This window comes from Gluconobacter sp. Dm-74 (genome assembly GCF_018256135.1).
In the GTDB taxonomy this organism is placed as follows: Bacteria; Pseudomonadota; Alphaproteobacteria; order Acetobacterales; family Acetobacteraceae; genus Gluconobacter; species Gluconobacter cadivus.
This window is the reverse complement of sequence record NZ_JAERLX010000002.1, coordinates 166,848-189,329: the sequence shown is the minus strand read 5'-3', so window position 1 is coordinate 189,329 and position 22,482 is coordinate 166,848. Positions and strand designations below refer to the sequence as shown.

Genomic DNA, 22,482 nt, shown 5'->3' with positions numbered 1-22,482 from the left:
TCAGGCACAGCAGACGCGCTTGTCCGCAATCGCCTGCGTGAAGGCTTTCCAGTCCTTTTCGCTCTGATCGGCGTAACGAACCGCAAAATCGGCAATGGCGGAGGCAAAAGATTGGCCCTTCCCCAGATAACCCGCCAGCAGCGAAAGGTCGGCGGACCGGCCATGCGACCGTCCGAGCGTGCGTCCACATAACGCCGCATATTCGGGCAGAAGAGCGTTCTCGATTTTCTCGCCAATCATGGCCAGACGCACATCCTTAGTCTGACGGACATAGAAGTCCCGTCCCCCGCCAGCCTTGCGGCCCGTCTGGGACGTTGTGTGTTTGCCCGTAGTCTGGGTCCAGCCCAGAAATGTGTCTGAACTGGCCTGCATGATCCGCTGTCCTGTCACGACGCGCTCCCCGTGATTGGGAAGGTCCACAGCGCCCTGAAAGGGCTCAAGCACGGATGTCTGGGCTTCCTTGATCTGAAGGATCAGCGGCTCATGATCTGCCGTGGTGAAGAGCCCGAGCGCACAGAACGTCCCGACGCTGCCAATCCCCACAACCTTGAACAGCACGTCCTGCAATGCATAGCGTTCCAGCACGATCCTGCGCTCGGGCGGCAGATCGCTGACATAGCGCGCAAAGGCGCCACGGACGACATCGTTATGCTGCGGCAGGCGCGTGACGAAGGGCGGGTGTTCCTTCAGACGTACCGAGGATTTGGGGTCGATCATCCCGAAATGACCGGAAATAGCCCCCAGTTGTGACTGGATTTTCTCCATCATGCCCGTACGCGTCGTATTGTCCTTGATGCCGTCTATGACGGCCCGCAGATCAATCCGCACATTCCAGGCCTGAAGCGGCGTCAATTCCGACAGGCGCGCAATTTCTTCGACATACTGCCGGACAGCGGAAACGGCCAGACGGCGACAGTACTTTTCGGATAGTGACGCCTCACGCCCGGCCAGAACGAGGCTGGTTGCCAGACGCTTGAGATCCCATTCAAAGGTTGCAGGCGCCGTTTCGTCGAAATCATTGATATCGAAAACGGGCAGGCCTTCCGGAGACGGATAGCAGCCGAAATTATCGAGATGGCAGTCCCCGCAGGACTGAACGCGGATCCCGGTCGCGGGCGTAAAAGACAGGTCTGAGGCCATGATGGCCGCTGCCCCGCGCAGGAATGCGAAGGGCGACGCTTTCATGCGCTGATGGCGGATGGGAAGTAGGTCCGCAATCCGGCTCTTTCCCTGCTCCAGCAGAATTCCGATCGGATCGGGCCGTGTGGCTGGAGGCGCCCAGAGAGCGTGGCTGCTGCGCTTGACGGTTTTGCGGAGTGCCACGCCCGCTGCGTAGCGGGCCTGACGGGTACGGAGCGTGGGAAAGACGGGAGTTTCTGTCATGGTTTGTCACGTTATCCGAAAAATGCTCCATGACAAAGCACCCCGCGCCTGTCAGTCCGGCTGTTTGAGACGATCCCGATAGAGCTTGCGCGCCTTGGCAACCTTGGGCGCCACGACGGCTGCACAATAGGCGGTCTGCGGGTTGCGGGCGAAATAATCGTGATGCTTTTCCTCAGCGGGCCAGAAATGGGCCGGGCCTTCAATGGAGGTGACGATCGGCTCCGGCCACAGACCTTCCGCAGTAATTTCATCCAGAACTTTGCTGGCAGTGTCCTGCTGGACGGCATCGCCAAAAATAACGGACCGATACTGCGTACCGATATCGTTGCCCTGACGGTTGAGCTGTGTGGGATCATGTGTCGTGAAAAACACGCGTAGTACGTCTTCCAACCCGATTTCAGCCGGATCGAACACGACTTTTACAACTTCGGCATGGCCTGTTCGGCCTGTGCAGACGTCTTCATAGCTCGGGTTTTCAACACTGCCGCCAGCGTAGCCCGGCTCAGCCGAAATGATGCCGCGCAGGCCGGTAAAGACGGCCTCGACGCACCAGAAGCAGCCTGCGCCAAGGAGAATGGAGGACAGGCTGGAAGACGGGGTCGTCATGATGATGCTCCGTTAAAAGGACAGCCTCCCCATATGGGGAGGCCGAACCTGTCTGACGAGTTCACTGAATGAATTACGGTGCTGCCGTGACGACGGGGAGCCAAACGGCGCTGGCATGGTCGCCGCCCCGGTGGATGGTCTGTGTGGCCGCACGGTACTCCGGTGCCTTGGCGTCGAAAATGTTCGGCACGAAGGTCTGGGGATTGCGGTCATAAAGTGGGAACCAGCTCGACTGGATCTGGATCATGATCCGGTGTCCCTTGAGGAACACATGGTTCATGGCCGGAAGCGTGAAGTGGTATTCCTGCACCTGTCCCGCCGGAATAGCGGAAGGATGAGCAAAGTTCTGCCGGTAGCGGCCCCGAAAGATATCCATGGACATTGGCAGTTCATACCCGCCCATTTTGGGATTGTCCGGTGTGTGACCGGGCTGGACGTCAATAATCTTCACGACCCAGTCCGCATCCGTCCCGGTGGTCGAAGCGAACAGATCCGCCGTCGGTACGCCCGAAACCCGAACTGGCGCATCAAGAACGGGTGTCTCGTAGGTCAGGACATCCGGGCGGCTTTCGGCAAAGCGCTGATCCGACACAAGCCAGGGTTTCCAGCGCGGATCGCCGTCCATCATGTAAGGACGCTCGACAAACGGCACCGGATGCGCCGGATCGGCCACATAGCTGTCCGTTCCGGGCAAGGTGCGCTTGAACGCAAGACCATGATCCGGCTGGAAATACAGGCGCTCACCTTTCTGCATGCACGACGTGCCGCAGTCGCTCAGCCAGTTGCGGAAGTGGTCCCAGTGGTTCTCGCCGGTATTGTAGATAATGGCTTCGTCCAGATGCGGATCGGGCGCGTCTTTCAGATAGTGATCGAAAAACGGGCGCATGACAGTGGCCCGATACCACAGCGCCGTATCGCCATTGAAATGCAGCGGGCCGAGCGTGGAGCCATCATAATTCACGCCGCTATGGCGCCACGGCCCCATAACGAGAATGTTCGGAACCTGCGTGTGGTGCGCCTTGAGGTTCATCCAGGAATGGATCGCGCCCCACATGTCTTCCTGATCCCAAAGCCCCTGTTCCCAGATGGTCGGAACCTTGAGCGGCTTTTTCACGATGAGCTGATCCAGCGCCTGATCCTGCCAGAACGCGTCGTAAGCCGGATGCGCTTTTGTGCGGCGCCACCAGGGGAACTGGTCCAACCCGGCTTTCGTCGCGAAATTGCCGGTGGAAACATCCGCAAGGAACGTCGTGTAGTCGTCCGCATCAGGACGGTCGAGCGAAACGCCGGAGCCCGCAGCCGCCATCTGTCCGGCAAAATAATCCAGACTGGGCTGGCGGAATGCGCCGTAATGGAACCAGTCATCGCCCATCCAGCCGTCCACCATCGGGCTTTCCGGAGAGGCAACCTTCAGGGCCGGATGCGGATCCAGCAGCGCCATGACGACCGTCCAACCCTCATAGGACGACCCAGTCATGCCAACGCGGCCATTCCCCTGAGGCACATTCTTGACCAGCCAGTCGATCGTATCCCACGCATCGGTCGTGTCATCCGTCTTCGTCGGGTTCAGCGGACCGATCGGGGGCCGCGTCATGACGTAGTCGCCCTGTGAGCCGTATTTGCCGCGGATATCCTGAAAAATGCGGATATAGCCCCCATCCACGAACACGTCGTCTCCCTGCGGCAGGAGCGCGCGCATGGTTTTCGCATTCGCATCGCGGCTGGCGCGCTCGCTGGCATTGTAGGGCGTGCGCGTCAGAAGCATTGGCGCATTTTTGGCGTTTTTGGGAATGACGATGACGGTATGGAGCTTGATCCCGTCGCGCATCGGAATCATGACGTCGCGCTTGATATAGTCGCGCTCGACCGGTGGCATGCTGACATGGGCAGGAATATCGCTGCCAGTCTGGATCATGTCCGGTGTGACCGGTAGGGCGGAAGTGGGTTCGGCGGCCTGCGCTGCATACAGACAGGTTACGGCCAGAGCTGTGCCGAGGCTCAGAAAATGACGTCTCACAAAGGGCTCCTGATCTTTGTTCCGAGTTTGGACCGGACGGAGACTTTCGGGCAAGAGCAGCACGCACCGGTTTTCATATCTTTCCTGCACTGGCTTCCGCGCGTTTGATTCGCTATGGATCAGGGCCTTATTCCGTCATGAAAGTTTGTTCCATGCCTGCCTATCGCTCCCGCACCACCACTCACGGCCGCAACATGGCGGGCGCCCGTGCGCTCTGGCGGGCAACGGGTATGAAGGATGGCGATTTCGGCAAACCCATTATCGCCATTGCCAATTCCTTTACGCAGTTCGTCCCCGGCCATGTCCATCTGAAAGATATGGGCAGCCTGGTGGCGTCTGCGATTGAGGAAGTCGGCGGAATTGCCAAGGAATTCAACACGATCGCAGTCGATGACGGCATCGCAATGGGCCATGGCGGAATGCTGTATTCCCTGCCTTCGCGTGAGCTGATCGCGGATTCCGTGGAATACATGGTCAACGCCCATTGCGCGGATGCCATCGTCTGCATCAGCAACTGCGACAAGATCACGCCGGGCATGCTGATGGCGTCCATGCGCCTGAACATCCCCGTCGTGTTCGTCTCAGGCGGCCCGATGGAAGCGGGAAAGATCAATGGCCCCGGTGTGACGCGCAAGCTGGACCTTGTTGATTCGATGGTCGCCGCTGCCGATCCAGAAGTCTCCGACAGCGAGTCAGAACAGATCGAACGCTCGGCCTGCCCGACCTGCGGCTCCTGTTCGGGCATGTTCACCGCCAATTCCATGAACTGCCTGACCGAAGCGCTCGGCCTGTCCCTGCCCGGCAACGGCTCCCTGCTCGCTACCCACAGCGACCGTCGCGAACTCTTCCTGAGCGCCGGGCGTCTGGTCGTGGAACTGGCGCGTCGCTGGTACGAACAGGACGACGCCTCCGCCCTGCCCCGCAGCATCGCAACCCGCGCGGCTTTCGAGAACGCCATGACGCTCGATATCGCCATGGGCGGTTCGACCAACACGGTCCTGCATCTTCTCGCTGCCGCCAGCGAAGGCGGCGTTGACTTCCACATGCACGATATCGACCGCCTGTCGCGCCGTGTGCCCAATCTGTGCAAGGTCGCCCCGGCCAAAAACGATGTGCACATGGAAGACGTCCATCGCGCAGGCGGAATTCCCGCCATTCTGGGTGAGCTGGACCGCGCGGGCCTGATCGATACGAGCGTCCCGACCGTCCATGCGCCCACGCTCGGCGATGCGCTGAAAAAGTGGGACATTCTGAACGGGGATGCGCAAGCCGCCCATCTGTTCAAGGCCGCTCCTGGAAACGTCCGGACCGTCCACGCCTTTTCTCAGTCCAGCCGCTATCACGAACTGGATCAGGACCGTGAAGCCGGTGTTCTGCGCGACAAGGAACATGCCTTCTCGCAGGATGGCGGTCTGGCCGTGCTCTACGGTAACCTCGCCGAAGACGGTGCCATCGTCAAAACGGCCGGCGTCGAAGCCAGCATCCTGATCTTTACGGGAACGGCGCGCGTGTTCGAAAGTCAGGACGATGCCGTGGCCGCCATTCTCGGCAACCGCATCGTGGCCGGAGACGTCGTGGTCATCCGTTATGAAGGCCCCAAGGGTGGCCCCGGCATGCAGGAAATGCTGTATCCGACGAGCTATCTGAAATCCAAAGGTCTGGGCAAGGTCTGCGCACTCATTACGGATGGCCGTTTCTCAGGCGGAAGCTCGGGCCTGTCCATCGGACACATGTCCCCCGAAGCCGCCGAAGGCGGCCTGATCGGACTGGTCGAGGACGGCGATCGCATCGAGATCGACATCCCCAACCGCGGCCTGCATCTCGCCGTTTCGGATGCCGATATCGCCGATCGGCGGGAGCGGATGAATGCGCGCGGCGCAGATGCGTGGACGCCCAACCGGGAGCGCGTGGTCTCGAAAGCCCTTCAGGCTTATGCCGCCATGACCACAAGCGCAGCCCATGGCGCCGTCCGCGATCTGTCTCAGATCATCGTGAAGACGCGGACCTGATCGCACTCTCCACGGCGTCCTGCAATTCGGCGGACGCCAGCATTTTGGCGGAAGCATGCCCTGTTGCGGGGACAAGCGTAATCGTCCAGCCAAACGGAACATTGAGCTTGTCGGCCTGTTCCCGGGCCTGCGCATAAGCCCACTGCCCCCGCTCAAGACGATTGCGCCCCTGTTCCGCCGCTGCGGCCAGATGTTCAGTCGCCGAAGAGGTTTCCGTATCCTCAGCGCCCAGAATGACGGCAATATTGCTTGAAAGATAACGCCGCAGATCTGGCAGACTGGCCGCTTCGGGCCAGTTGCGAAAGCCGTACGGAACAGCAGTATTCGTCTCCGGTTCAACATAGGTGGAGGGATTCATGATGATCGTCATGACCTCTTCCCCCGGGGCATAAGCCGCAACCCGTTCCAGATACTGTGCCCCTGCGGAATGCCCGACCAGAATAATTGGCACATGTCGCTCATTGGAAACGTTGCGGGCCCACTGTTCCAGCGGTCTCATATACAGGGCGGCGGGAACCATACTCTGTGGTGAGACCGGAAACCCCCCGCGTTGATATTGCTGGACGGGAAAACGGGATATGGAAAAATAAGGTGCGAACACCAGACTGCATTCATGTCTGGCCAACGGAATGGTGTCGTCACGATATGTCGCGCTGTTCCGCTCTTTTCCTGCCAAAACGATCAGGATGGCCCGGATCTGGCAGGACGCAGGCCGAAAGACCGAAACATCGAGATGCTCGCCCGCTATAACGGCATTCTCGAGGCTGCGGCCTTCCGGCAGTGCCTGGGCTGCCGCCATTCCCGCCACGAAAGCAAGAATGACCGCGCCAAGACAGGCTGAGGTTTTTAAGTCAGGCAAGACGCCCCAGAGCCGCTTTGAGGCGAGCCAGATCATTCTGGAATGACGTCAGACGTTCCCGATTTTCCTCCACGACTTCCGGCTTGGCGCGGGCAACGAAATCTGCATTATCCAGCTTGCGTGTCACTTTGAGAATTTCGCCCTCGATCCGGGTCGCTTCCTTGGCGAGACGGGCCCGCTCTGCGTCCAGATCAATCAGCCCTTCGAGCGGAATGAAAACAGTGGCCTCGTCCAGAACGATCTGTGCCGCGTTACGGGGCGCATCCTCTCCCACAACGCCAACTTCTGAAATCCGTGCCATCCGGCCAATGGCTTCCGCCCATGTCTGGGCACGACCCAGATTTTCCGCAGTCGCATCCCGCAGCAGAAGCGGTGCTTTCTGCGAAGGCGGAATGTTCATTTCCGAACGCACGGTCCGCACATCACCAATGAGACGAATAACCCAGTCCAGTTCCGAACGGGCCGCATCTGCCTGCTCAACCTGCATAGGTTCCGGCCAGCGGCTGTCTTCAAAAGCCCCCGCATAGCCCAGTTCCTTCCACAGTGTGGCTGTCACGAACGGAATAACCGGCTGCATCAGACGCAGGATCAGCCCCAGAACATGCGCGCTGACGGCCCGCAGTTCGATGGTCTCCGCGTTCTCCGCAGCAAAGACGGGCTTCGAGAATTCCACGAACCAGTCACAGAACCGACTCCAGGCAAAGCGGTAGCAGCAGTTGGCATATTCATCGAAACGATAGGCCGAAAGCGCGCGTCCAGCTTCAGCCACCGCATCGTTGGCTTCCGTCAGGATCCAGCGTCCAAGCGCACTCTTGACGCTTGTCGGATCAAAGCCTTCCGTCGGTGTTGCCCCGTTCATTTCAAGAAAGCGGGCTGCATTCCAGAGTTTGGTAATGAACGCGCGATGTTCCTCAACCCGCTTGCGCCCGAGCTTGATATCCCGCCCTGGCCCCGTCCCTGCACAGATCGCAAGGCGCGTCGCATCCGCTCCGAACTCGGCAACAAGATCCAGCGGGTCCAGACCATTACCCTTGGACTTGGACATTTTCTGCCCTTTCTCGTCCCGTACCAGTCCATGAATCAGGACAGTCCGGAACGGAACATCGTCCATGAAGTGCAGACCCATCATCATCATCCGGGCAACCCAGAAGAAAATAATGTCAAAGCCTGTGACGAGCACACTGGTCGGATAATATCGCGCCAGTTCTTCCGTTTTGTCCGGCCAGCCGAGGGTGGTGAATGGCCAGAGCGCGGAGCTGAACCAGGTGTCCAGAACGTCTTCATCCTGTGAGAGCATCACGCCCTCACCGGCCTGTGCTTGAGCTTCCTGCTCATTTTCAGCGACGTAAACCTTGCCGTCTGAGCCGTACCAGGCCGGGATGCGATGTCCCCACCAGAGCTGGCGGCTGATGCACCAGGGCTGGATATCGCGCATCCAGGCATGGAACGTATTTTCCCACTGGCGTGGTTCGAAGGCGATCTTTCCACTTTCGACGGCTTCAACCGCAGGACCAGACAGTGTTTTGGCATCGCAGTACCACTGGAGCGTCAGGCGCGGTTCGACAATGGCTCCGCCACGTTCTGCATGGGGAACCTGAAGCTTGTGCGGCTCGATTTTTTCCAGCCATTCAAGGCGTTCAAGTTCGGCGACGACCTGTTTGCGGCCTTCTTCACGGCTCAGGCCATTCAGGGTTTCGACGAATGCGACTGAAGCCAGCCCATCAACATCCTGCAGTTCAGGCCGGATTTCTTCGATCCAGAGGCAGGCAGTTTCATCGAGAACTGTCGGGGCCGGAAGATCGTGACGTTTGCCGACTTCAAAATCGTTGAAGTCATGGGCTGGCGTGATCTTGACGACACCCGTGCCTTTTTCCGGATCTGAATGCAGATCGGCAACAACGGGAATGCGACGTCCCGTCAGCGGCAGAATCACCGTTTTCCCGATCATGTCGGCATAACGTTCATCGTCTGGATGAACGGCAACCGCAACATCGCCCAACATGGTTTCCGGGCGCGTCGTAGCGACAGTGATCGTTCGGCCGTCTTCCAGCGGATAGCGAATGTACCACATTGACCCTTTGGTCTCGTGGTTCTCTACTTCCAGATCCGATATGGCAGATCGGAATTTCGGGTCCCAGTTGACCAGCCGTCGGTCGCGGTAGATCAACCCTTCCTTGTAGAGAGTGACAAAAACCTTACGGACCGCGCGTGACAGTCCTTCATCCATTGTGAAGCGTTCACGCTCCCAGTCCGCAGATGCGCCGAGTTTGCGAAGCTGCTGAACGATGGTGCCACCGTATTCATGCTTCCAGTCCCAGACCCGTTCGAGAAAACCTTCGCGTCCTAGAGCGGTCCTGCTGGTGCCTTCTTTGTCCAAGGCACGCTCAACAACCATCTGCGTCGCAATTCCGGCATGATCTGTTCCGGGCTGCCAGAGGACGTTGAAGCCTTCCTGACGCTTCCAGCGGATCAGCATGTCCTGAAGGACGAAGTTTAGCGAATGACCGAGGTGAAGCGTTCCCGTGACGTTTGGCGGAGGAAACATGATCGAAAAAGGCTCACCGGGTCTGTCGGGGTGAGCCCGAAAAGCGCCGCTGTTCTCCCACGCATCGTAGAGGGCGTTTTCATGGTCGGCGGGGACGAAGCTTTTTTCGAGCATGGTTATCCAGGACAGTCAGTACAGCAGGTGGAAGAATGCTCTTCCACCGCCCTTCTTACTCTCGTGGACGCAGACGGGCAATTTCTGCACGGACAAGAATTTCAACCAGTGACGGCAGGTGTGCGTCCAGCCATGTCCGGACCATGCTGCGCACTTCACTGCGAACCATGTCTTCAATGGTCAGACCGCTTCCTCGGCTAATGACAGTATCGGAGGCGAGAGGAGTCGTTCCGCTGAACGCTGCATGCAGTTCGTCGAGAGAGCGCTCTGCCGCAGCGACTGTATGGGCATTCATGAGATCGTTCTTGCTCTGCTCGGCATCCGCGGGAGGAATGGTCTTCACGTCAGAGGATGGCGAAGCTGTCGAAGACGGCACCGCAGTTACAGCGGGCGCTGGCGGCGCGACCATCATGGAGCTGTCGAGCGTGAGTTCTTCTTCCTGTGCTGGCACGCTTTGCGTTTCCTCGGTTGTCGCAGCCGGAGCGGGATCGTCGTGAAGAATGCGCCGGATGGAAGTCAGAACGTCCGTCATCCCTTCGCCGTCATGGGTGTCGTGCTGGTTCAAATCAGAAGAAGTCATGGATTTCGGATATTCCGTTTTGCTTGAAATTATCGGCCGGGCTGGTTGATCGCGTAGTCGCTCATGCCCCAGAGCTTGTTCTTAACGGCGTTGTAATAGGCTTTCTCATCATAAAGCGGGACACCCAGCTTGAGATCTACCGCTGTCAGACGTCCGATCGATGCAGCGACAGCGTATGAAGACGTCACGAGGTTCGAAAGATGCTGAACGAGCGTTCTCTGGGATTGGAGCAGGGTTTGCTGCTGCTGGAGAACCGCAAGAGTAGTGCTTGTTCCGACGAGAGCCTGCCGTTCGACGCCATCCAGCGCGATGACGTTTGCCGAAATGGCCATGCGATCACTGGAAATGGACTGTTTGTAAGCTACCATCTGCTGCCAGCTTGATGCTGCTTTCTGAAGAGCGGCTCTGCGCTGCACGTCAACTTCCCGATGAGCAGCCTGGGCATCCTGACGAGCCCCTCGGATCGAGGCGTATTCCGATCCGCCCTGGTAAAGAGGAACGGAAAATTCGATCTCGCCGAACTTGTTGTCCTGAAGAGAGTCGCCATAGGCCTGATTGACGGAACGTTGATAGTTCAGGCTCGCGGATACCTTCGGCATGATCTGGGAAATCTGGACAGAGACGTTGTCCTTGCGCTGCGCCTCGGTGAAGAGTGCATTTACAACCTGAGGGTTGTTCTGGACTGCGACACCAACGGCTTCCTGCTCGCTGTGTACGGGCAGGTTAAGTGGCTGGGGGGCTTCCAGATTTGGAGATGCTGCAATCCCAACAGCTTGAAGGTATGTTGCTTGAGCACTTTGAAGCGTTCCTTCGGCCTGCTGTCGTTCGGCTGTGGCGCTTGCGAGAGCAGCCTGTGCCTGTGCAACATCTGTTCGGGTGATTTCACCGACGTGAAAACGCTCCTGAGTTGCCTCGACCTGCTGTTGCAGAACATGCTCGTTGTTGATCGCGATCTGCAGCAGTTGTTCGTCTTCAATAATGCCCACATAGGCTTCGACGACATTGGTAAAGACGTCCTGCTCTGTCTGGATCAGATGAGCGCGCTCAGCCATGATCTGGTTTGTTGCAGCGTGAACGCCGGCGACAGTTTTTCCGCCCTGATAAAGCGGCTGGGTGATTGTGACGGTCCCTGTGTAGCCGGGTGTCTGGTAGCGTCGCGAACTGCCGAGATATCCGCCGCTTGAAGCGTAATTTGTGCTTCCGTCATAATAAGTCAGATTCATGCCCGTCTGAACGGTCGGACGCCAACCTGCGAGTGCAGTTGGAACCTGTTCGTCAGTTGCTCGCAGATGCGCTCGTTCTTCGCGAAGTGTCGGGTTGGTCAGGTAAGCTGTTGAAAGCGCTTCTTGCAGGGTATGTGGAATGAAATTCGGTGAGCCGCTGCCATCGTATTTTTGTGCAAGAGCAGTTCCGCTCAGGAGAAGCGACAGTAGACCAAGCCCGAGCGGGGCCGTCAGTTTCGTCGCGCCATTGCATCCTGAAGTCATGAGAATTCCTGCTCTTGAAGTCTGCATTATATCACAGCGTTATGTGAATCAGTCCTTAATAGCCTGTTCGAAGGCAGAAGAAAAATCCTTCTGCAGATCAATTATCGGTCTTGACCCGCCAAGCTCTAAGAGGGATATAGCGCCTGTCTCCGTCGAGGTCCGGTGGCAGAATGGTGATGTAGCGGACTGCAAATCCGCGTATGTGGGTTCGATTCCCGCCCGGACCTCCAGAGACACTTCCAGCACAAACAAATGGTTAATTTCTAGCTGGTTTTCAGCTTCAAGGTAGAACATTCGCCTCTGCCAGCCTTAAGACCGGCATTTTGCGCAGACTATGCCCTGAGAGATCGGGCGGTGACTCTGTGACCAATCCTTCATGGGGTTATCAAGCGAGTCGTCATCTGTCGACGCGACCGATGACCGGCTATGTTGGAACAAGGTGACCGTGCGGGGTCATTGGGTCGAACTGGATGTCCTGAAAAACCCGACGTGCCTGCGAGCGTAACATCTTCTTTGGCCTCGCCAATCCTCTGCAGCTGAAGAACAGGGACCGTCTCATGACCCGGAATTTTACACGGGCCCGAAAAATCGTCATCTCCAGATGGCGCCCACCCTTGCTGAGCAACGTGGCTGGGGTCCCGACAATACGACTGTTTCCGCTGCTTCTTGCGGGGTCACTGCTTGCTGCTTCCCAGGCCTTTGCCCAGAGCATGCCAACATGGAAAACCTACACCCAGACGGAAAACCTTCGGAACCTCGCGCCTTCCACAGAAAACGATAACTCGGTTGCGTTCTGGCTGGGGAAGAAAGCAGACACTCAGAATGGCCGCCTGCAAAACCCGGTTATCAATCAGCGCGTCCTGACGACCGGACCGTTACAGATGTCCGATATCGACACGAATTATGTGTTGGGGACCAGGCTTTGCAGCCCGTCACCTGTGGCCGGGCTGATGACCACCACGACCAATATTCAGGGCCTTCTCAAAACCTCGAATTTTCCCAAACTCGCCGATACACGCAGTGTGGCCTACTGGCTCAATTCAGGGGCCGCGACCATGCTGTCGCTTGGCTGGAAAGATGGCGCTGGGGATATTGCCTCCACGACACCTGAAGCAGATGTCCAGGCGTTTATTGCCCAGTCGGCAGCCGCAGGGCCTGAAGCCATTGAGATCGGGATGAGTCCCTACATCACGCCGAATGTGCCCACCACGGATTACACGCCGACACCAGAAGGCCAGCTGATCAGTGATGCCATTTTCTACAAACCCAACTCTGACACTGTCACACTCCCGGGCGGAAAACAGGCGAAGACGCTCTGGGCGCTTGGTTACAGGCCGCAGATTGCGTTCATGGATATCGGTTTCAATGCGACCATAGAGGCTGCGACGGCGACGGATAACCACTCGACGACCTACACGGCTCTGGCTGAAACGGCCGTCGCAGATGTTCAGAAGTCGCTGCCCTCCATCAAACAGGTGGTCCCGTTCATGATGGTCGGTTACAACCCCGGCCGTCACGCTTCATCCTATGATCCGCTGGTTGAGTTCGCTCAGGATCCTTATTACGCCAATGACCGGGCGTTCTATAAATCCGTAGGGGCGCTCTCCATAGATGACCCGCCGTCCATGCTCATGGGGGACATTAACGGCGGTCAGAATGTCGGGGCATTCCGTGCGCCATATCTCCCCGACGAGTATCTGCGTTTTTCGGCAGGTCAGGTCATCTGGGCCAAGCAGAACAACATCACGGTGTACTGGTTTTCTTCACCGTTCCAGCAGAATGGCAGTTCTCCGCAATACGGTTACGATACGATCATGCGTCAAAACACCATGGCGCTGGCGCATTATCTGGCAGCCCATTCCATTGGCGGTGTGGACGCGCTTCCGAACTACTGGATGGTCGGCCAGTATTCCAATGCGGCCGTAACAAACTCCATCGGAAACGAGACAGACCCTGAAAGCATTTCGCGCGTGACGCTGGATCTGTTGTCTGCGGGTATGGTTGACGCGACGAATCTGACAGCGCGTGCTGCTGGAGTTATGTCGGCGCAGAAAGGGATCTGCCCTCGTATCACGGCGTTCGCCAACGGACAGACCAGTACGCCGACCCTGGCCGCAACACAGGGTCATGCGACGGCCCCGGCATCGTCAGGTCGCTATGGCTATGGGGATGTCGTCGATGGTTTGCGGATCGATCCCGACCAGGGGCTCCAGTTTATCGACAATGTCTATAAGGCGTCTTCGACGGCGGCTCCGATGAAGGTCAACGGCATCGATGACAGTTCAGGCAACCGGGGGCTGATGTGGGCAAATCGCAATTTTGAAGAAATGGGCGACGGGTATCATTTCAGGACCTGGAATGCCGGGATCAGCGGCTTCAATCCGGACGGCACGCCCAGGATCGATGCCACGCAAGGCAACTCCGAAGTGTGGGTGGACTATGCCGGCGGTCATTTCACCTTCGCCTTTGCCAGCAAAAACGTCTATCAGGCCGCGCTCGACCTGACACTCGGCAGTGCGAAATTCACTGTCCCGGTGGAGTTGATCGGGTTGCCTAAAGCAACAATTCTGGGCCTTACAGGTTCAGAGGAAGGAATGATCATCAACGATAGCGATGACCATGTGCCCGTCATTTACGAAAACGGGAAATGGTATCCGATCCAGCTTGGGGCCGCTTTGCAATAAGCGCCCCTTGATCTCTGGCTAAGATGCTCTTCCAGGCCCGGGTTTCCAGAGATTTTCTCCAGAAATCCGGGATGTTGGTTTTTATGGGTTAGCTTCCGCATATGCGGCGGCGGCTCCGAACAGGCCGGGTTGTGGGTGGGTGATAATCTTGACCGGCATTTCGGTCATCATTGTCTCGAAACGCCCTTTTGCGACGAAGCGTTCGGCAAATCCAGAATGACCGAGGCTGTCTGCGAGGCGGAGACCCAGTCCGCCGCCGATGACGACGCCTCGTGCTCCGTGCGCGAGCGCCAGATCGCCGGAGACTGCGCCCAGGCTCAGGCAGAAGCGTTCCAGTGCGGCAACGGCCACGGTGTCCGAGCCGTCAAGGGCGTTCTGCCACAGGGTGCGGTTGTCACGCAGGGTAATGGGCCAGCCCTGTATTTCCGCAATGACTTCATACAGATTGGTCAGGCCCGGACCTGAGACAATCCGCTCTGCGGAAACGCGGCGAAAGCGCAGACGCAGGGCTTTGAGAATTTTGTCTTCCAGTTCGTCGAGGGGAGGATAGTCCAGGTGGCCACCCTCGGTTTCCATCACGAAATACCGGTCGTTGCGACGGAGGAGGCACGCAGCGCCCAGTCCGGTTCCCGGCCCTACAATAGTAATGGCACCTTCAGTCGGAAGGTCGATATCGGGCCCACACAGATGTTTCATATAGGATGAATCGACCTGTGCCACGGCATGGGCCACAGCCCCAAAGTCATTGACCAGCACGAAATTATCGAGATGCAGGCGCGCGGCGAGCTGGCTGGGCTGGATGATCCACGGATTGTTGGTCAGTTTGAGGATTTCTCCACTGACCGGACAGGCGACCGCAATACCGGCTTCGCGCGGCAGGTCACGATTGAGGGAGCGGCCGAATGTTTCCCAGGCCAGCGCCAGACTGCCATGTTCCGCACATTTCAGTGTCGTGGCCTCACCTAACGTGATGACCTTGCCATCCTCGATGGTCGCGATTGCAAAACGTGCGTGCGTTCCACCGATATCGACGGCGACGATTTCCCTCATGGCACCTCAAGTCCTCTGGCGATGCTGGCCGATGGCCTGCGCTTTTTCCATGTGCAGCAGTTGCCTACCGGTTCCTCCGCGTCAAGTTCCGGATGTGATGGAATTCGTAATTCAGCGAGCGGGCCGCTGTCGGACTTCTGCGGTGCGCAGCAGTCGGTGAACGATGGCGCGCGGCACGATCATTTCAAGAAACCGGGCTATGGCGAAAGGCCAAGGGAAAAGCAGGTGCGCCCTTCCCTGCCCGATGGCGCGTGCGATCATGCGGGCAGCGCGTTTTGAGGAGACGAGGAAGGGTCGCGCTCCTTCGAGCCGCTGACTCATCGGCGTGTCGACATAACCGGGAGAAATCAGGGTGACAGAGACATGATGCGGGGTCATGGCGGCGTGCAGGGCCGTGCTGAAGCGTGCCAGACCTGCTTTTGAGCCGCTATAGGCCGTTGCGATCGGAAGATCATGGAATGCCGCGACGGAGCCTACCAGTGCGATCCTGCCTTCTTTTCGGACAGCCATACGTGAGGCAATTTCGGTGGCGAGGGTTGCCGGGGTTGTGAAATTGACGAGGGAGATGTCTCGGACCTGCTCGGCCGTTTCCGTCAGAGCGCCTTCGGGACGGATATCGCCCAGCCCGGCTCCCAGAATCAGAATATCGATTTTTCGCGCGTCGTCTGTTTTTCGCAGAGCATCCAGAGCATCGTCCGTGCGGCACAGATCGAGGGACAGGATGTCTGCCGAGGCGCCTTTACGGACGGCCTGTGCGGCAATGTCTTTGAGCCGTTCGGGATTGCGACCCCAAAGCGTCAGATGTGTTCCCGGACGGGCGTAGTGGATCGCCAGAGCGGCGCCGATCCCGCTCGATCCTCCGGTGATGAGGACGTGAAACGGGGCGCTGGAAGAGGAAACAGAAGTCTCTGGCATGGAAAACCGCTTTATTCGTGGTCGGATCGGGGCTGGAAGGGTATAGCCCTCCCATGCAACAAGATGCGACCCCGTGCCGTACTGGCACATCAGCCCGCTGGACGGGATGTTTTTTTCGATCAGAGGTACACCTGCCATTATGACACTGCCCGACAGGACTGACATCCCTGCGCCGCATGATGATCTTGTGGTCCGGCCAGTGACGACGCGGGCTGATCTCAAACTGTTCACGACGCTTCCGCGCCGTATCTATGCCGGAATGGCGGGCTTTGCCCCTGCTTTAGACATGGAACAGGATGATCTGCTGAATCCGAAAAAAGCGCCGATTTTCCGCCATGCGAGCATCCGCTACTTTCTGGCATGGCGTGGAAACACGGCTGTGGGGCGCATTGCGGCAATCGTGGACCATCGTGCCATTGAGCACTGGGGCATGAAAATCGGCTGTTTCGGCGCGCTGGATGCCGTTCCTGAAGGCAGTGTCGTCAGCGCACTGCTGGAGACGGCCCGGAACTGGCTGCGTCTTCAGGGCATGCAGGCAATGCGCGGGCCGGTGACGCTGAGCGGCAATGGCGAATCCGGCCTGATGATCGAAGGGCAGGACCAACCCCTGATGGTCGCCATGCCCTGGCATCCGCGCCTGATGGGGAAACTGGTTGAAGACGCGGGCTATACGCCCGTTGAAGACCTTTTGAGCTACAAGCTCGATCTCGATGATCAGACGGAATCGCGTTTCAAGGTTCCGGGCGATCTGAAAATTGGTGAAGGCCGACTCGGCTCCATTGCCATCAGGCGTCTGTCGAAGAAGCAGATTGCCGAGCAGGGCGAAATCCTGCGTCAGCTTTACAATGATGCCTGGAGCGACAAGTTCAATTTCGTACCCCTTCAGGATTACGAGATGAAGGCCATGATCAAGCAGCTTGGTCCGGTTCTTCGTCCTGAACATTACGTCCAGATCGATCAGGATGGTGAACCCGTCGCCATGGCGCTGGTGGTTCCCAATCTTTACGATATTGCCGGTGATCTGGGTGGTGCGCCCTCGCCTCTGGGTTGGGTGAAGCTTGCGGCCCGTCTGACGACGCATCGCTTTCATTCGGCGCGAGTTATTCTGCTCGGTGTAACGCAGCGTCTACGTGGCACCGTTCTGGGGGCACTTCTGCCGTCTTTGGCGATTGCCGAACTGATGCGTCGCCGGAAGTCCCTGCCCTATTCCTGGGTGGAGCTGGGCTGGATTCAGGCTTCTGATTCCAACATGCGCAATCTGGCAGAAAGCATCGTGCCCGAGCCTTACAAGCGCTATCGGCTTTATGAACGGCCGATCGACGATCCGGCCTGAAGGCTATAGGTTTGTTACAGGGTGGCTTCAGAAATGCTGCCAGCCACCCTGTTCAAGTACAATATCAGCTCCTGTTGCATCCAGAAGCCTGACGCCACGTCCTGTTTGCACTCGACCGATACGATGAACCGGGATTCCGGCATCCTGGCATGCAGACTGAAGCGCTCGTGATCGTTCGGGCGGGCATGTGAGGAGCAGTTCGTAATCGTCGCCCCCACACAGGCGTTGCATGAGCCAGTCCTGCCCGAGCGATGCGGCAGCCTCCGAAGCAGGAACGGCTTCCGATTCGATAACGAGCTGGACGCCTGATTCCGTTGCGATATGACCGCAATCCTGAATGAGGCCGTCTGAGATATCCATGGCTGCGTTGACAATGCCGTGAAGATTTAAGCCTGTTCTCGGCTGTGGCAGGCGGTATCGTGTGGCCAGAAACCCCGACGGATCCCTGAGCCTGCCCTGAAGCACGAGCAAGCCCAGAGCAGCGTCTCCGATCGTGCCGGTTACCCAGATATCGTCGCCTGCTCTGGAGTTGTTGCGGCGAAGCGCCGTGTTCTGTTTGAGAAGTCCGAATACAGTTGCGGACAGAACCAGTGGCCCGGAGATGGAAGTCGTATCGCCGCCGATCAGATGCACGCCATAGTGTCGTTGGTCTTCTGCGAGGCCGTTCGAGAATGCGGTAAACCAGTTTTCGTCGTGTCGGCCTCCGCGTGGGACGGTTACGTTCAGCGTATAGGCATGAGGCCGTGCGCCCATGGCCGCCAGATCGGAGAGGTTGCACCGCAACAGCTTGCGACCGAGAGTTTCTGGTGGGTCATCCGGAAGAAAATGGACGTTCTCGACCATGGTGTCGGTCGAGATGGCGAACTCCTCGCCTACGGGACAGCGCATCAGTGCGCAGTCATCCCGCAGGTCGAGCGCTTCCGGTCCGGCGAGTGGCCGGAAATGACGGGCAATGAAGCTGAACTCGCTTGATCCGGCGTCTTCGGAATCCGATCTGCCCGTCATGGATCAGGCGTTGCCGTCATTACCGCTGCGGCTGAGAGTATCGAGGATGCCATTGACCATCTTGGGTTCGTCGCCGGAGAAGAAGCCGTGAGCGACGTCCAGATATTCGTTGATGATGATCCGGTCCGGTGTGTCCGTGCCGATCAGCTCAAAAACGGCACCACGCAGCAAGGCGCGCAGAACGGGGTCCAGACGCGGCAGCGGCCACTGTTCGGGCAGAACGGCGCTCAGTTTTGTATCGATATCGTCTTGTCGACGGGTGACGCCAAGGACGATTTCCTGAAACAGCTTCAGGTCGGCATCTGGGATATGGCCGTCTTCGAACAGGGCGGTGGAGCTGACGCGGCGATGACGAATGAACTGGCTGATGACGGTTTCCGCCGTGTCGCCGGACTGTTCGCACTGGAACAGCGCCTGAACGGCCGCGACACGGGCGATGGTCCGGCTGCGGCGCGTCGGGTTTGTGGCGGGGGCGTCGGTAACGGTCATGGTGTCTCCTGGGAGTCGTCGGGGTGCGGCATGTCTGCTCCCCCGGGAATAGGTTTCATGTCGGCGAGGATTTTCGAGAAGGCCTCGACCTCGCGGAAGTCGCGGTAGACGCTGGTGAAGCGGACATAGGCCACACCGTCCACTTCGCGCAATGCGTCCATCGCAAGCTGGCCGATGCGATGGGAAGAAATTTCATGTTCCCCCGAGGCTTCGAGCTGTCGGACCAGTCCGTTGACCAACTGCTCCTGACGTTCTTCGGGAACCGGGCGTTTGCGCAGGGCGACGCGGATGGAGCGCGCCAGCTTGTCCCGATCAAAAGGAACGCGTCTGCCGTCTGCTTTGGTGACGGAAAGTTCGCGAAGCTGAACGCGTTCGACGGTCGTAAAGCGCTGCGTGCATGCTGAACAGACGCGCCGGCGACGGATGGCAACGCCATCTTCCGTGGAGCGGCTGTCCTTGACCTGGGTATCGTCATGTCCGCAAAAAGGGCAACGCATTCGCGATCCTGAGAGTTCGGGCCTTGTCGGGGCCGGGTAAGTGGGCGCACTTTACCGGATGATGCGTTCTGGCCCAAACGGGGCTTTGCACGAGACTGCCTACATTCACGGGAGACTGTCGTTGAAACGGGTATCTGTCCTGACCGCCCTCTTTGTTTTCTCTGCGTCGCAGGCCTTCGCCCAGCAGTCCCTTTCCGGAACTGCGCCACCGCCGGATGCCGCTCATGATGCGGAGCGCGTTGTCGTTCTGGACGGGACGTTCCGCCCTTCGGCATATTTTCCAGACCGTGGGGCGGGTTACTTCACGATTCGCAACGACGATAGCGTGGATCACCTCCTGAAGGGGATTTCATCTCCGCTCTGTCAGAACGTGGTTGCACATCATACGAACCAACAGCAGACCGAAGGGGCGAATGACCTCTTCACGCATCTGGCTCTGCCTCACGACTCCACGATGATTTTCCCGCGCTCGGGCTATCACATGATGTGCATGGGTATCCGGCAGATGCCTGCCGTAGGGAGCAAAGTGCCCTTCACTTTCGATATTCTCAACGGCGGCAGCATCACTGTCAGCTTCACAGTGACGGGGCCTGACGAACTGACCCATGACTGAAGTTTCAGTGGGCTGAGGCAGGCTCGCGGATTTCTCGTAGGACAGTCAAGACGGCGGTTCCGTAGCGATCCAGTTTCGAAGCGCCGACGCCTTTAATGCAGCCCAGCCCGTCCCGGCTGTCCGGTTGTTCGCGGGCGATATCCCGCAGGACGGAATCGTGGAAAATGACATAAGGCGGGATTTCCTGTTCCCGCGCTTCGGACAGGCGCCACTGTCGCAGGGCATCGAAATACGGCTTTTCATCCGCTGAGAGGCGGTCGTTTTCCGTATTGCCGTCAGACCCTGCGCTTGCCGTCAATGCGGCTTTGGCTTCAAGCCTGAGCGCGACACGTTCCTCACCGCGCAGAATTGGGCGGGCAATCTCGCTCTGGAGCGCCAGACTGCCATACTCGCCATGCATCCGGATGGCGCCGCGTGCGATCAGTTGTCGAATGACGGCACGCCACCACTGTTCGCTATGATCCTTGCCAATCCCGAACACCGAAAGATGCTGGTAGGCATTGCGTTCGATGGTCTCATTGGTTTTGCCGCGCAGAATGTTGGAGAGCTGGACTGCGCCAAGACGCTGGCCGGTGCGGTAGATGGCGGAGAGGACTTTCTGGGCGGCCTGCGTGCCGTCAAATGTCGAGACCGGATTGATGCAGTTGTCACAATGCCCGCAGGGTTGGGGAAGGTTTTCCCCAAAACAGGCAAGAAGCGCCTGTGTGCGGCAGCCTGTGGTTTCCGTAAGTGCGATCATGCTTTCGAGACGGGCCTGCATCACGCGTTTTTCGTGGTCAGGGGCGGCGGATTGTTCGAGCCAGTATCGCGCCCGGGCCATATCCTCCCCGCCATATAGCAGAAGCGTGTCGGACGGTTCGCCGTCGCGCCCTGCCCGTCCAATCTGCTGGTAATAGGCTTCCGGCGATGAGGGCATGTCCAGATGAACGACGCAACGCACGTCTGGTCGGTCGATGCCCATGCCAAATGCGATGGTCGCGACGATCACCATTTCTTCGCCGGAGCGGAAGCGCATCAGGGTGGCGCGTTTTTCGATGGCAGACAGGCCTGCATGAAACGGCAGAGCCGTCAGTCCTTTGTCACGCAGCATTGTGGCGACGCGCTCGGTCTTGTTGCGGCTGCCGCAATAAACGATGGAGGCGCCTTCGCGATGGCTTTGAAGCGTTTCGAGAAGCTGACGGCTCTCGCTGGCTTTGGCGCGGGCTTCCACGATCAGGTTGCTGCGATGGAAGCTTGCCATCAGAACCTGTGCGTCGGGCATGCCCAGGGCGTTCAGGATATCGTCGCGTGTTCTCGGATCGGCTGTGGCCGTCAGGGCAATGCGCGGAACGCCGGGAAACATTTCAGGCAGGCTGGCAAGTGCGCGGTATTCCGGACGGAATTCATGCCCCCAGGCCGAGATACAGTGTGCTTCGTCAATGGCTATCAGGGAAATCCGGCGCTTAGACAGGAAATTCGCTGTGGACGGCTGAAGCAGGCGTTCGGGGGAAATATAAAGAATGTCGATCCGGTTGTTGCGCAGATCGCTCTGGAGTTGTTCGCGTTCATCCGGTTCAAGCCCGGAATGGAGGGCGGCTGCCCGAACTCCAAGCTGTCGCAGACCGGCCACCTGATCGTCCATCAGGGCGATCAGGGGTGAAATGACGAGACCCATGCCTTCACGGCAGAGCGCAGGAACCTGATAGCACAGGCTCTTGCCACCGCCGGTCGGCATGAGGACGAGAACGTCTTCGCCTCGCATAACCGTTTCAACGGCCTCCTGCTGGAGGCCACGAAATCCCGAAAATCCGAAGATTTCAGCCAGAACGCCCTCAGGAGACAGCGCTGTACCGGCACCCGTCTGATCGGAAGGCGTGGTCTGCGATTGCGTCATTTCTGCTTCCGGATCAGAGACCCGGAACGATGGTGATGGAAACGCGGCGCAGGGCGACGTGCGAATCTTCAAGCTGGCTTGGCGTGTAGGGCGTCATTTCGATTTTGGCGCCATTGATGCCGTCATTGCTGAGCTGTGTGGCAACAACCTGCGCGCGGCTCGTGGCCAGCTCCTTCAGGACTGCGGCGTCACCATTGACCCCGGCCGAGCCGGAAACGCGGACGACCGTGGCATGTTCAGCGCGGGCGGCTGTGGCGGCTTTGGTGACGACAGCCTGTGCGACAGGGCTGAGTGTGACGGATTCACGGTCGAAGAAAACGACGTAGCTGTCGCGCGTGGGCTGTTCGGCGCATCCTGCCAGCGCAGCTGACAGAACGAAAACCGGGGCCGCAATGCGGATGAGGGAGAGGAAACGTGCCATGG

Annotated in this window: 18 protein-coding genes and 1 tRNA gene; 5 read left to right on the top strand and 14 right to left on the bottom strand. The window is 58.6% G+C overall.

Annotated features, from left to right (window positions below; translation table 11 throughout):
• The 3 genes from JK208_RS04070 to JK208_RS04060 form a co-directional block, all read right to left on the bottom strand.
• A complete protein-coding gene (locus JK208_RS04070) occupies window positions 1-1,383 on the bottom strand; it encodes a DUF2252 domain-containing protein (RefSeq protein ID WP_211574447.1) in 1,383 nt (460 codons plus the stop codon).
• 51 nt (window positions 1,384-1,434) lie between these two features.
• On the bottom strand, window positions 1,435-1,989 hold the full coding sequence (gene msrA / locus JK208_RS04065; RefSeq protein ID WP_211574446.1) for a peptide-methionine (S)-S-oxide reductase MsrA: 555 nt from the start codon (window positions 1,987-1,989) through the stop codon (window positions 1,435-1,437).
• Window positions 1,990-2,062: 73 nt separating this feature from the next.
• Window positions 2,063-4,006, bottom strand: coding sequence for a CocE/NonD family hydrolase (locus tag JK208_RS04060; protein WP_211574445.1), 1,944 nt, complete (start codon window positions 4,004-4,006; stop codon window positions 2,063-2,065).
• 152 nt (window positions 4,007-4,158) lie between these two features.
• Here JK208_RS04060 and ilvD point away from each other — a divergent pair, with 152 nt between their 5' ends.
• Window positions 4,159-6,015 (top strand): dihydroxy-acid dehydratase, encoded by a 1,857-nt coding sequence (gene ilvD, locus JK208_RS04055; protein ID WP_211574444.1) that lies wholly within the window; start codon window positions 4,159-4,161, stop codon window positions 6,013-6,015.
• Here the strand turns inward: ilvD and JK208_RS04050 are convergent.
• The 4 genes from JK208_RS04050 to JK208_RS04035 are packed head-to-tail and all read right to left on the bottom strand — an operon-like array spanning window position 5,993 to window position 11,600.
• The gene (locus tag JK208_RS04050) at window positions 5,993-6,874 is read right to left on the bottom strand and encodes a hypothetical protein (protein ID WP_194262012.1); all 882 of its coding nucleotides are present in this window, start codon (window positions 6,872-6,874) and stop codon (window positions 5,993-5,995) included. The genes ilvD and JK208_RS04050 overlap by 23 nt on opposite strands.
• On the bottom strand, window positions 6,867-9,533 hold the full coding sequence (locus JK208_RS04045) for a valine--tRNA ligase (RefSeq protein ID WP_211574443.1): 2,667 nt from the start codon (window positions 9,531-9,533) through the stop codon (window positions 6,867-6,869). The genes JK208_RS04050 and JK208_RS04045 overlap by 8 nt, the downstream gene beginning before the upstream one ends.
• Window positions 9,534-9,588: 55 nt before the next feature.
• Window positions 9,589-10,113 carry a DUF2497 domain-containing protein gene (locus JK208_RS04040; protein WP_211574442.1) on the bottom strand — a complete coding sequence of 175 codons (525 nt, stop codon included), beginning with the start codon at window positions 10,111-10,113 and terminating at the stop codon, window positions 9,589-9,591.
• Window positions 10,114-10,142: 29 nt separating this feature from the next.
• A complete protein-coding gene (locus JK208_RS04035) occupies window positions 10,143-11,600 on the bottom strand; it encodes a TolC family outer membrane protein (RefSeq protein WP_194262009.1) in 1,458 nt (485 codons plus the stop codon).
• A gap of 156 nt (window positions 11,601-11,756) precedes the next feature.
• Here JK208_RS04035 and JK208_RS04030 point away from each other — a divergent pair.
• Window positions 11,757-11,830: transfer RNA gene (locus JK208_RS04030), tRNA-Cys, on the top strand.
• A gap of 327 nt (window positions 11,831-12,157) precedes the next feature.
• Entirely contained in the window at window positions 12,158-14,284 is a 2,127-nt protein-coding gene (locus JK208_RS04025; protein WP_211574441.1) for a hypothetical protein, read from the top strand.
• 81 nt (window positions 14,285-14,365) lie between these two features.
• Here the strand turns inward: JK208_RS04025 and glk are convergent, their stop codons facing one another.
• Entirely contained in the window at window positions 14,366-15,334 is a 969-nt protein-coding gene (gene glk / locus JK208_RS04020; RefSeq protein WP_211574440.1) for a glucokinase, read from the bottom strand.
• A gap of 111 nt (window positions 15,335-15,445) precedes the next feature.
• On the bottom strand, window positions 15,446-16,249 hold the full coding sequence (locus JK208_RS04015; protein WP_211574725.1) for an SDR family oxidoreductase: 804 nt from the start codon (window positions 16,247-16,249) through the stop codon (window positions 15,446-15,448).
• Window positions 16,250-16,388: 139 nt separating this feature from the next.
• Here JK208_RS04015 and JK208_RS04010 point away from each other — a divergent pair, with 139 nt between their 5' ends.
• Complete coding sequence (locus JK208_RS04010) at window positions 16,389-17,582, top strand: hypothetical protein (protein WP_211574439.1); 1,194 nt, start codon at window positions 16,389-16,391, stop codon at window positions 17,580-17,582.
• Window positions 17,583-17,609: 27 nt separating this feature from the next.
• On the opposite strand, the gene thiL is transcribed toward JK208_RS04010, so the two are convergent.
• The 3 genes from thiL to nrdR are packed head-to-tail and all read right to left on the bottom strand — an operon-like array spanning window position 17,610 to window position 19,573.
• Window positions 17,610-18,587 (bottom strand): thiamine-phosphate kinase, encoded by a 978-nt coding sequence (gene thiL / locus JK208_RS04005; protein WP_211574438.1) that lies wholly within the window; start codon window positions 18,585-18,587, stop codon window positions 17,610-17,612.
• Window positions 18,588-18,590: 3 nt separating this feature from the next.
• Window positions 18,591-19,076, bottom strand: coding sequence for a transcription antitermination factor NusB (gene nusB, locus JK208_RS04000; RefSeq protein ID WP_099286571.1), 486 nt, complete (start codon window positions 19,074-19,076; stop codon window positions 18,591-18,593).
• Entirely contained in the window at window positions 19,073-19,573 is a 501-nt protein-coding gene (gene nrdR / locus JK208_RS03995; protein ID WP_099286572.1) for a transcriptional regulator NrdR, read from the bottom strand. The genes nusB and nrdR overlap by 4 nt, the downstream gene beginning before the upstream one ends.
• Window positions 19,574-19,694: 121 nt before the next feature.
• On the opposite strand from nrdR, the gene JK208_RS03990 reads away from it, so the two are divergent.
• On the top strand, window positions 19,695-20,186 hold the full coding sequence (locus JK208_RS03990; protein WP_235993461.1) for a copper chaperone PCu(A)C: 492 nt from the start codon (window positions 19,695-19,697) through the stop codon (window positions 20,184-20,186).
• Between the two features lie 4 nt (window positions 20,187-20,190).
• Here the strand turns inward: JK208_RS03990 and recQ are convergent, their stop codons facing one another.
• Both recQ and JK208_RS03980 read right to left on the bottom strand, forming a co-directional pair.
• A complete protein-coding gene (gene recQ / locus JK208_RS03985; RefSeq protein ID WP_211574437.1) occupies window positions 20,191-22,059 on the bottom strand; it encodes a DNA helicase RecQ in 1,869 nt (622 codons plus the stop codon).
• 13 nt (window positions 22,060-22,072) lie between these two features.
• Complete coding sequence (locus tag JK208_RS03980) at window positions 22,073-22,480, bottom strand: OmpA family protein (protein WP_194263304.1); 408 nt, start codon at window positions 22,478-22,480, stop codon at window positions 22,073-22,075.
• Window positions 22,481-22,482 lie beyond the last annotated feature (2 nt).

Excerpts from the sequence above, each read along its gene's own strand:
- JK208_RS04070 (WP_211574447.1), bottom strand. The coding sequence starts at position 1,383 with ATGACAGAAACTCCCGTCTTTCCCACGCTCCGTACCCGTCAGGCCCGC.
- msrA (WP_211574446.1), bottom strand. The coding sequence starts at position 1,989 with ATGACGACCCCGTCTTCCAGCCTGTCCTCCATTCTCCTTGGCGCAGGC.
- ilvD (WP_211574444.1), top strand. The coding sequence starts at position 4,159 with ATGCCTGCCTATCGCTCCCGCACCACCACTCACGGCCGCAACATGGCG.
- JK208_RS04045 (WP_211574443.1), bottom strand. The coding sequence starts at position 9,533 with ATGCTCGAAAAAAGCTTCGTCCCCGCCGACCATGAAAACGCCCTCTAC.
- JK208_RS04040 (WP_211574442.1), bottom strand. The coding sequence starts at position 10,113 with ATGACTTCTTCTGATTTGAACCAGCACGACACCCATGACGGCGAAGGG.
- JK208_RS04035 (WP_194262009.1), bottom strand. The coding sequence starts at position 11,600 with ATGACTTCAGGATGCAATGGCGCGACGAAACTGACGGCCCCGCTCGGG.
- JK208_RS04025 (WP_211574441.1), top strand. The coding sequence starts at position 12,158 with ATGACCCGGAATTTTACACGGGCCCGAAAAATCGTCATCTCCAGATGG.
- glk (WP_211574440.1), bottom strand. The coding sequence starts at position 15,334 with ATGAGGGAAATCGTCGCCGTCGATATCGGTGGAACGCACGCACGTTTT.
- JK208_RS04015 (WP_211574725.1), bottom strand. The coding sequence starts at position 16,249 with ATGCCAGAGACTTCTGTTTCCTCTTCCAGCGCCCCGTTTCACGTCCTC.
- JK208_RS04010 (WP_211574439.1), top strand. The coding sequence starts at position 16,389 with ATGACACTGCCCGACAGGACTGACATCCCTGCGCCGCATGATGATCTT.
- thiL (WP_211574438.1), bottom strand. The coding sequence starts at position 18,587 with ATGACGGGCAGATCGGATTCCGAAGACGCCGGATCAAGCGAGTTCAGC.
- nusB (WP_099286571.1), bottom strand. The coding sequence starts at position 19,076 with ATGACCGTTACCGACGCCCCCGCCACAAACCCGACGCGCCGCAGCCGG.
- nrdR (WP_099286572.1), bottom strand. The coding sequence starts at position 19,573 with ATGCGTTGCCCTTTTTGCGGACATGACGATACCCAGGTCAAGGACAGC.
- recQ (WP_211574437.1), bottom strand. The coding sequence starts at position 22,059 with ATGACGCAATCGCAGACCACGCCTTCCGATCAGACGGGTGCCGGTACA.
- JK208_RS03980 (WP_194263304.1), bottom strand. The coding sequence starts at position 22,480 with ATGGCACGTTTCCTCTCCCTCATCCGCATTGCGGCCCCGGTTTTCGTT.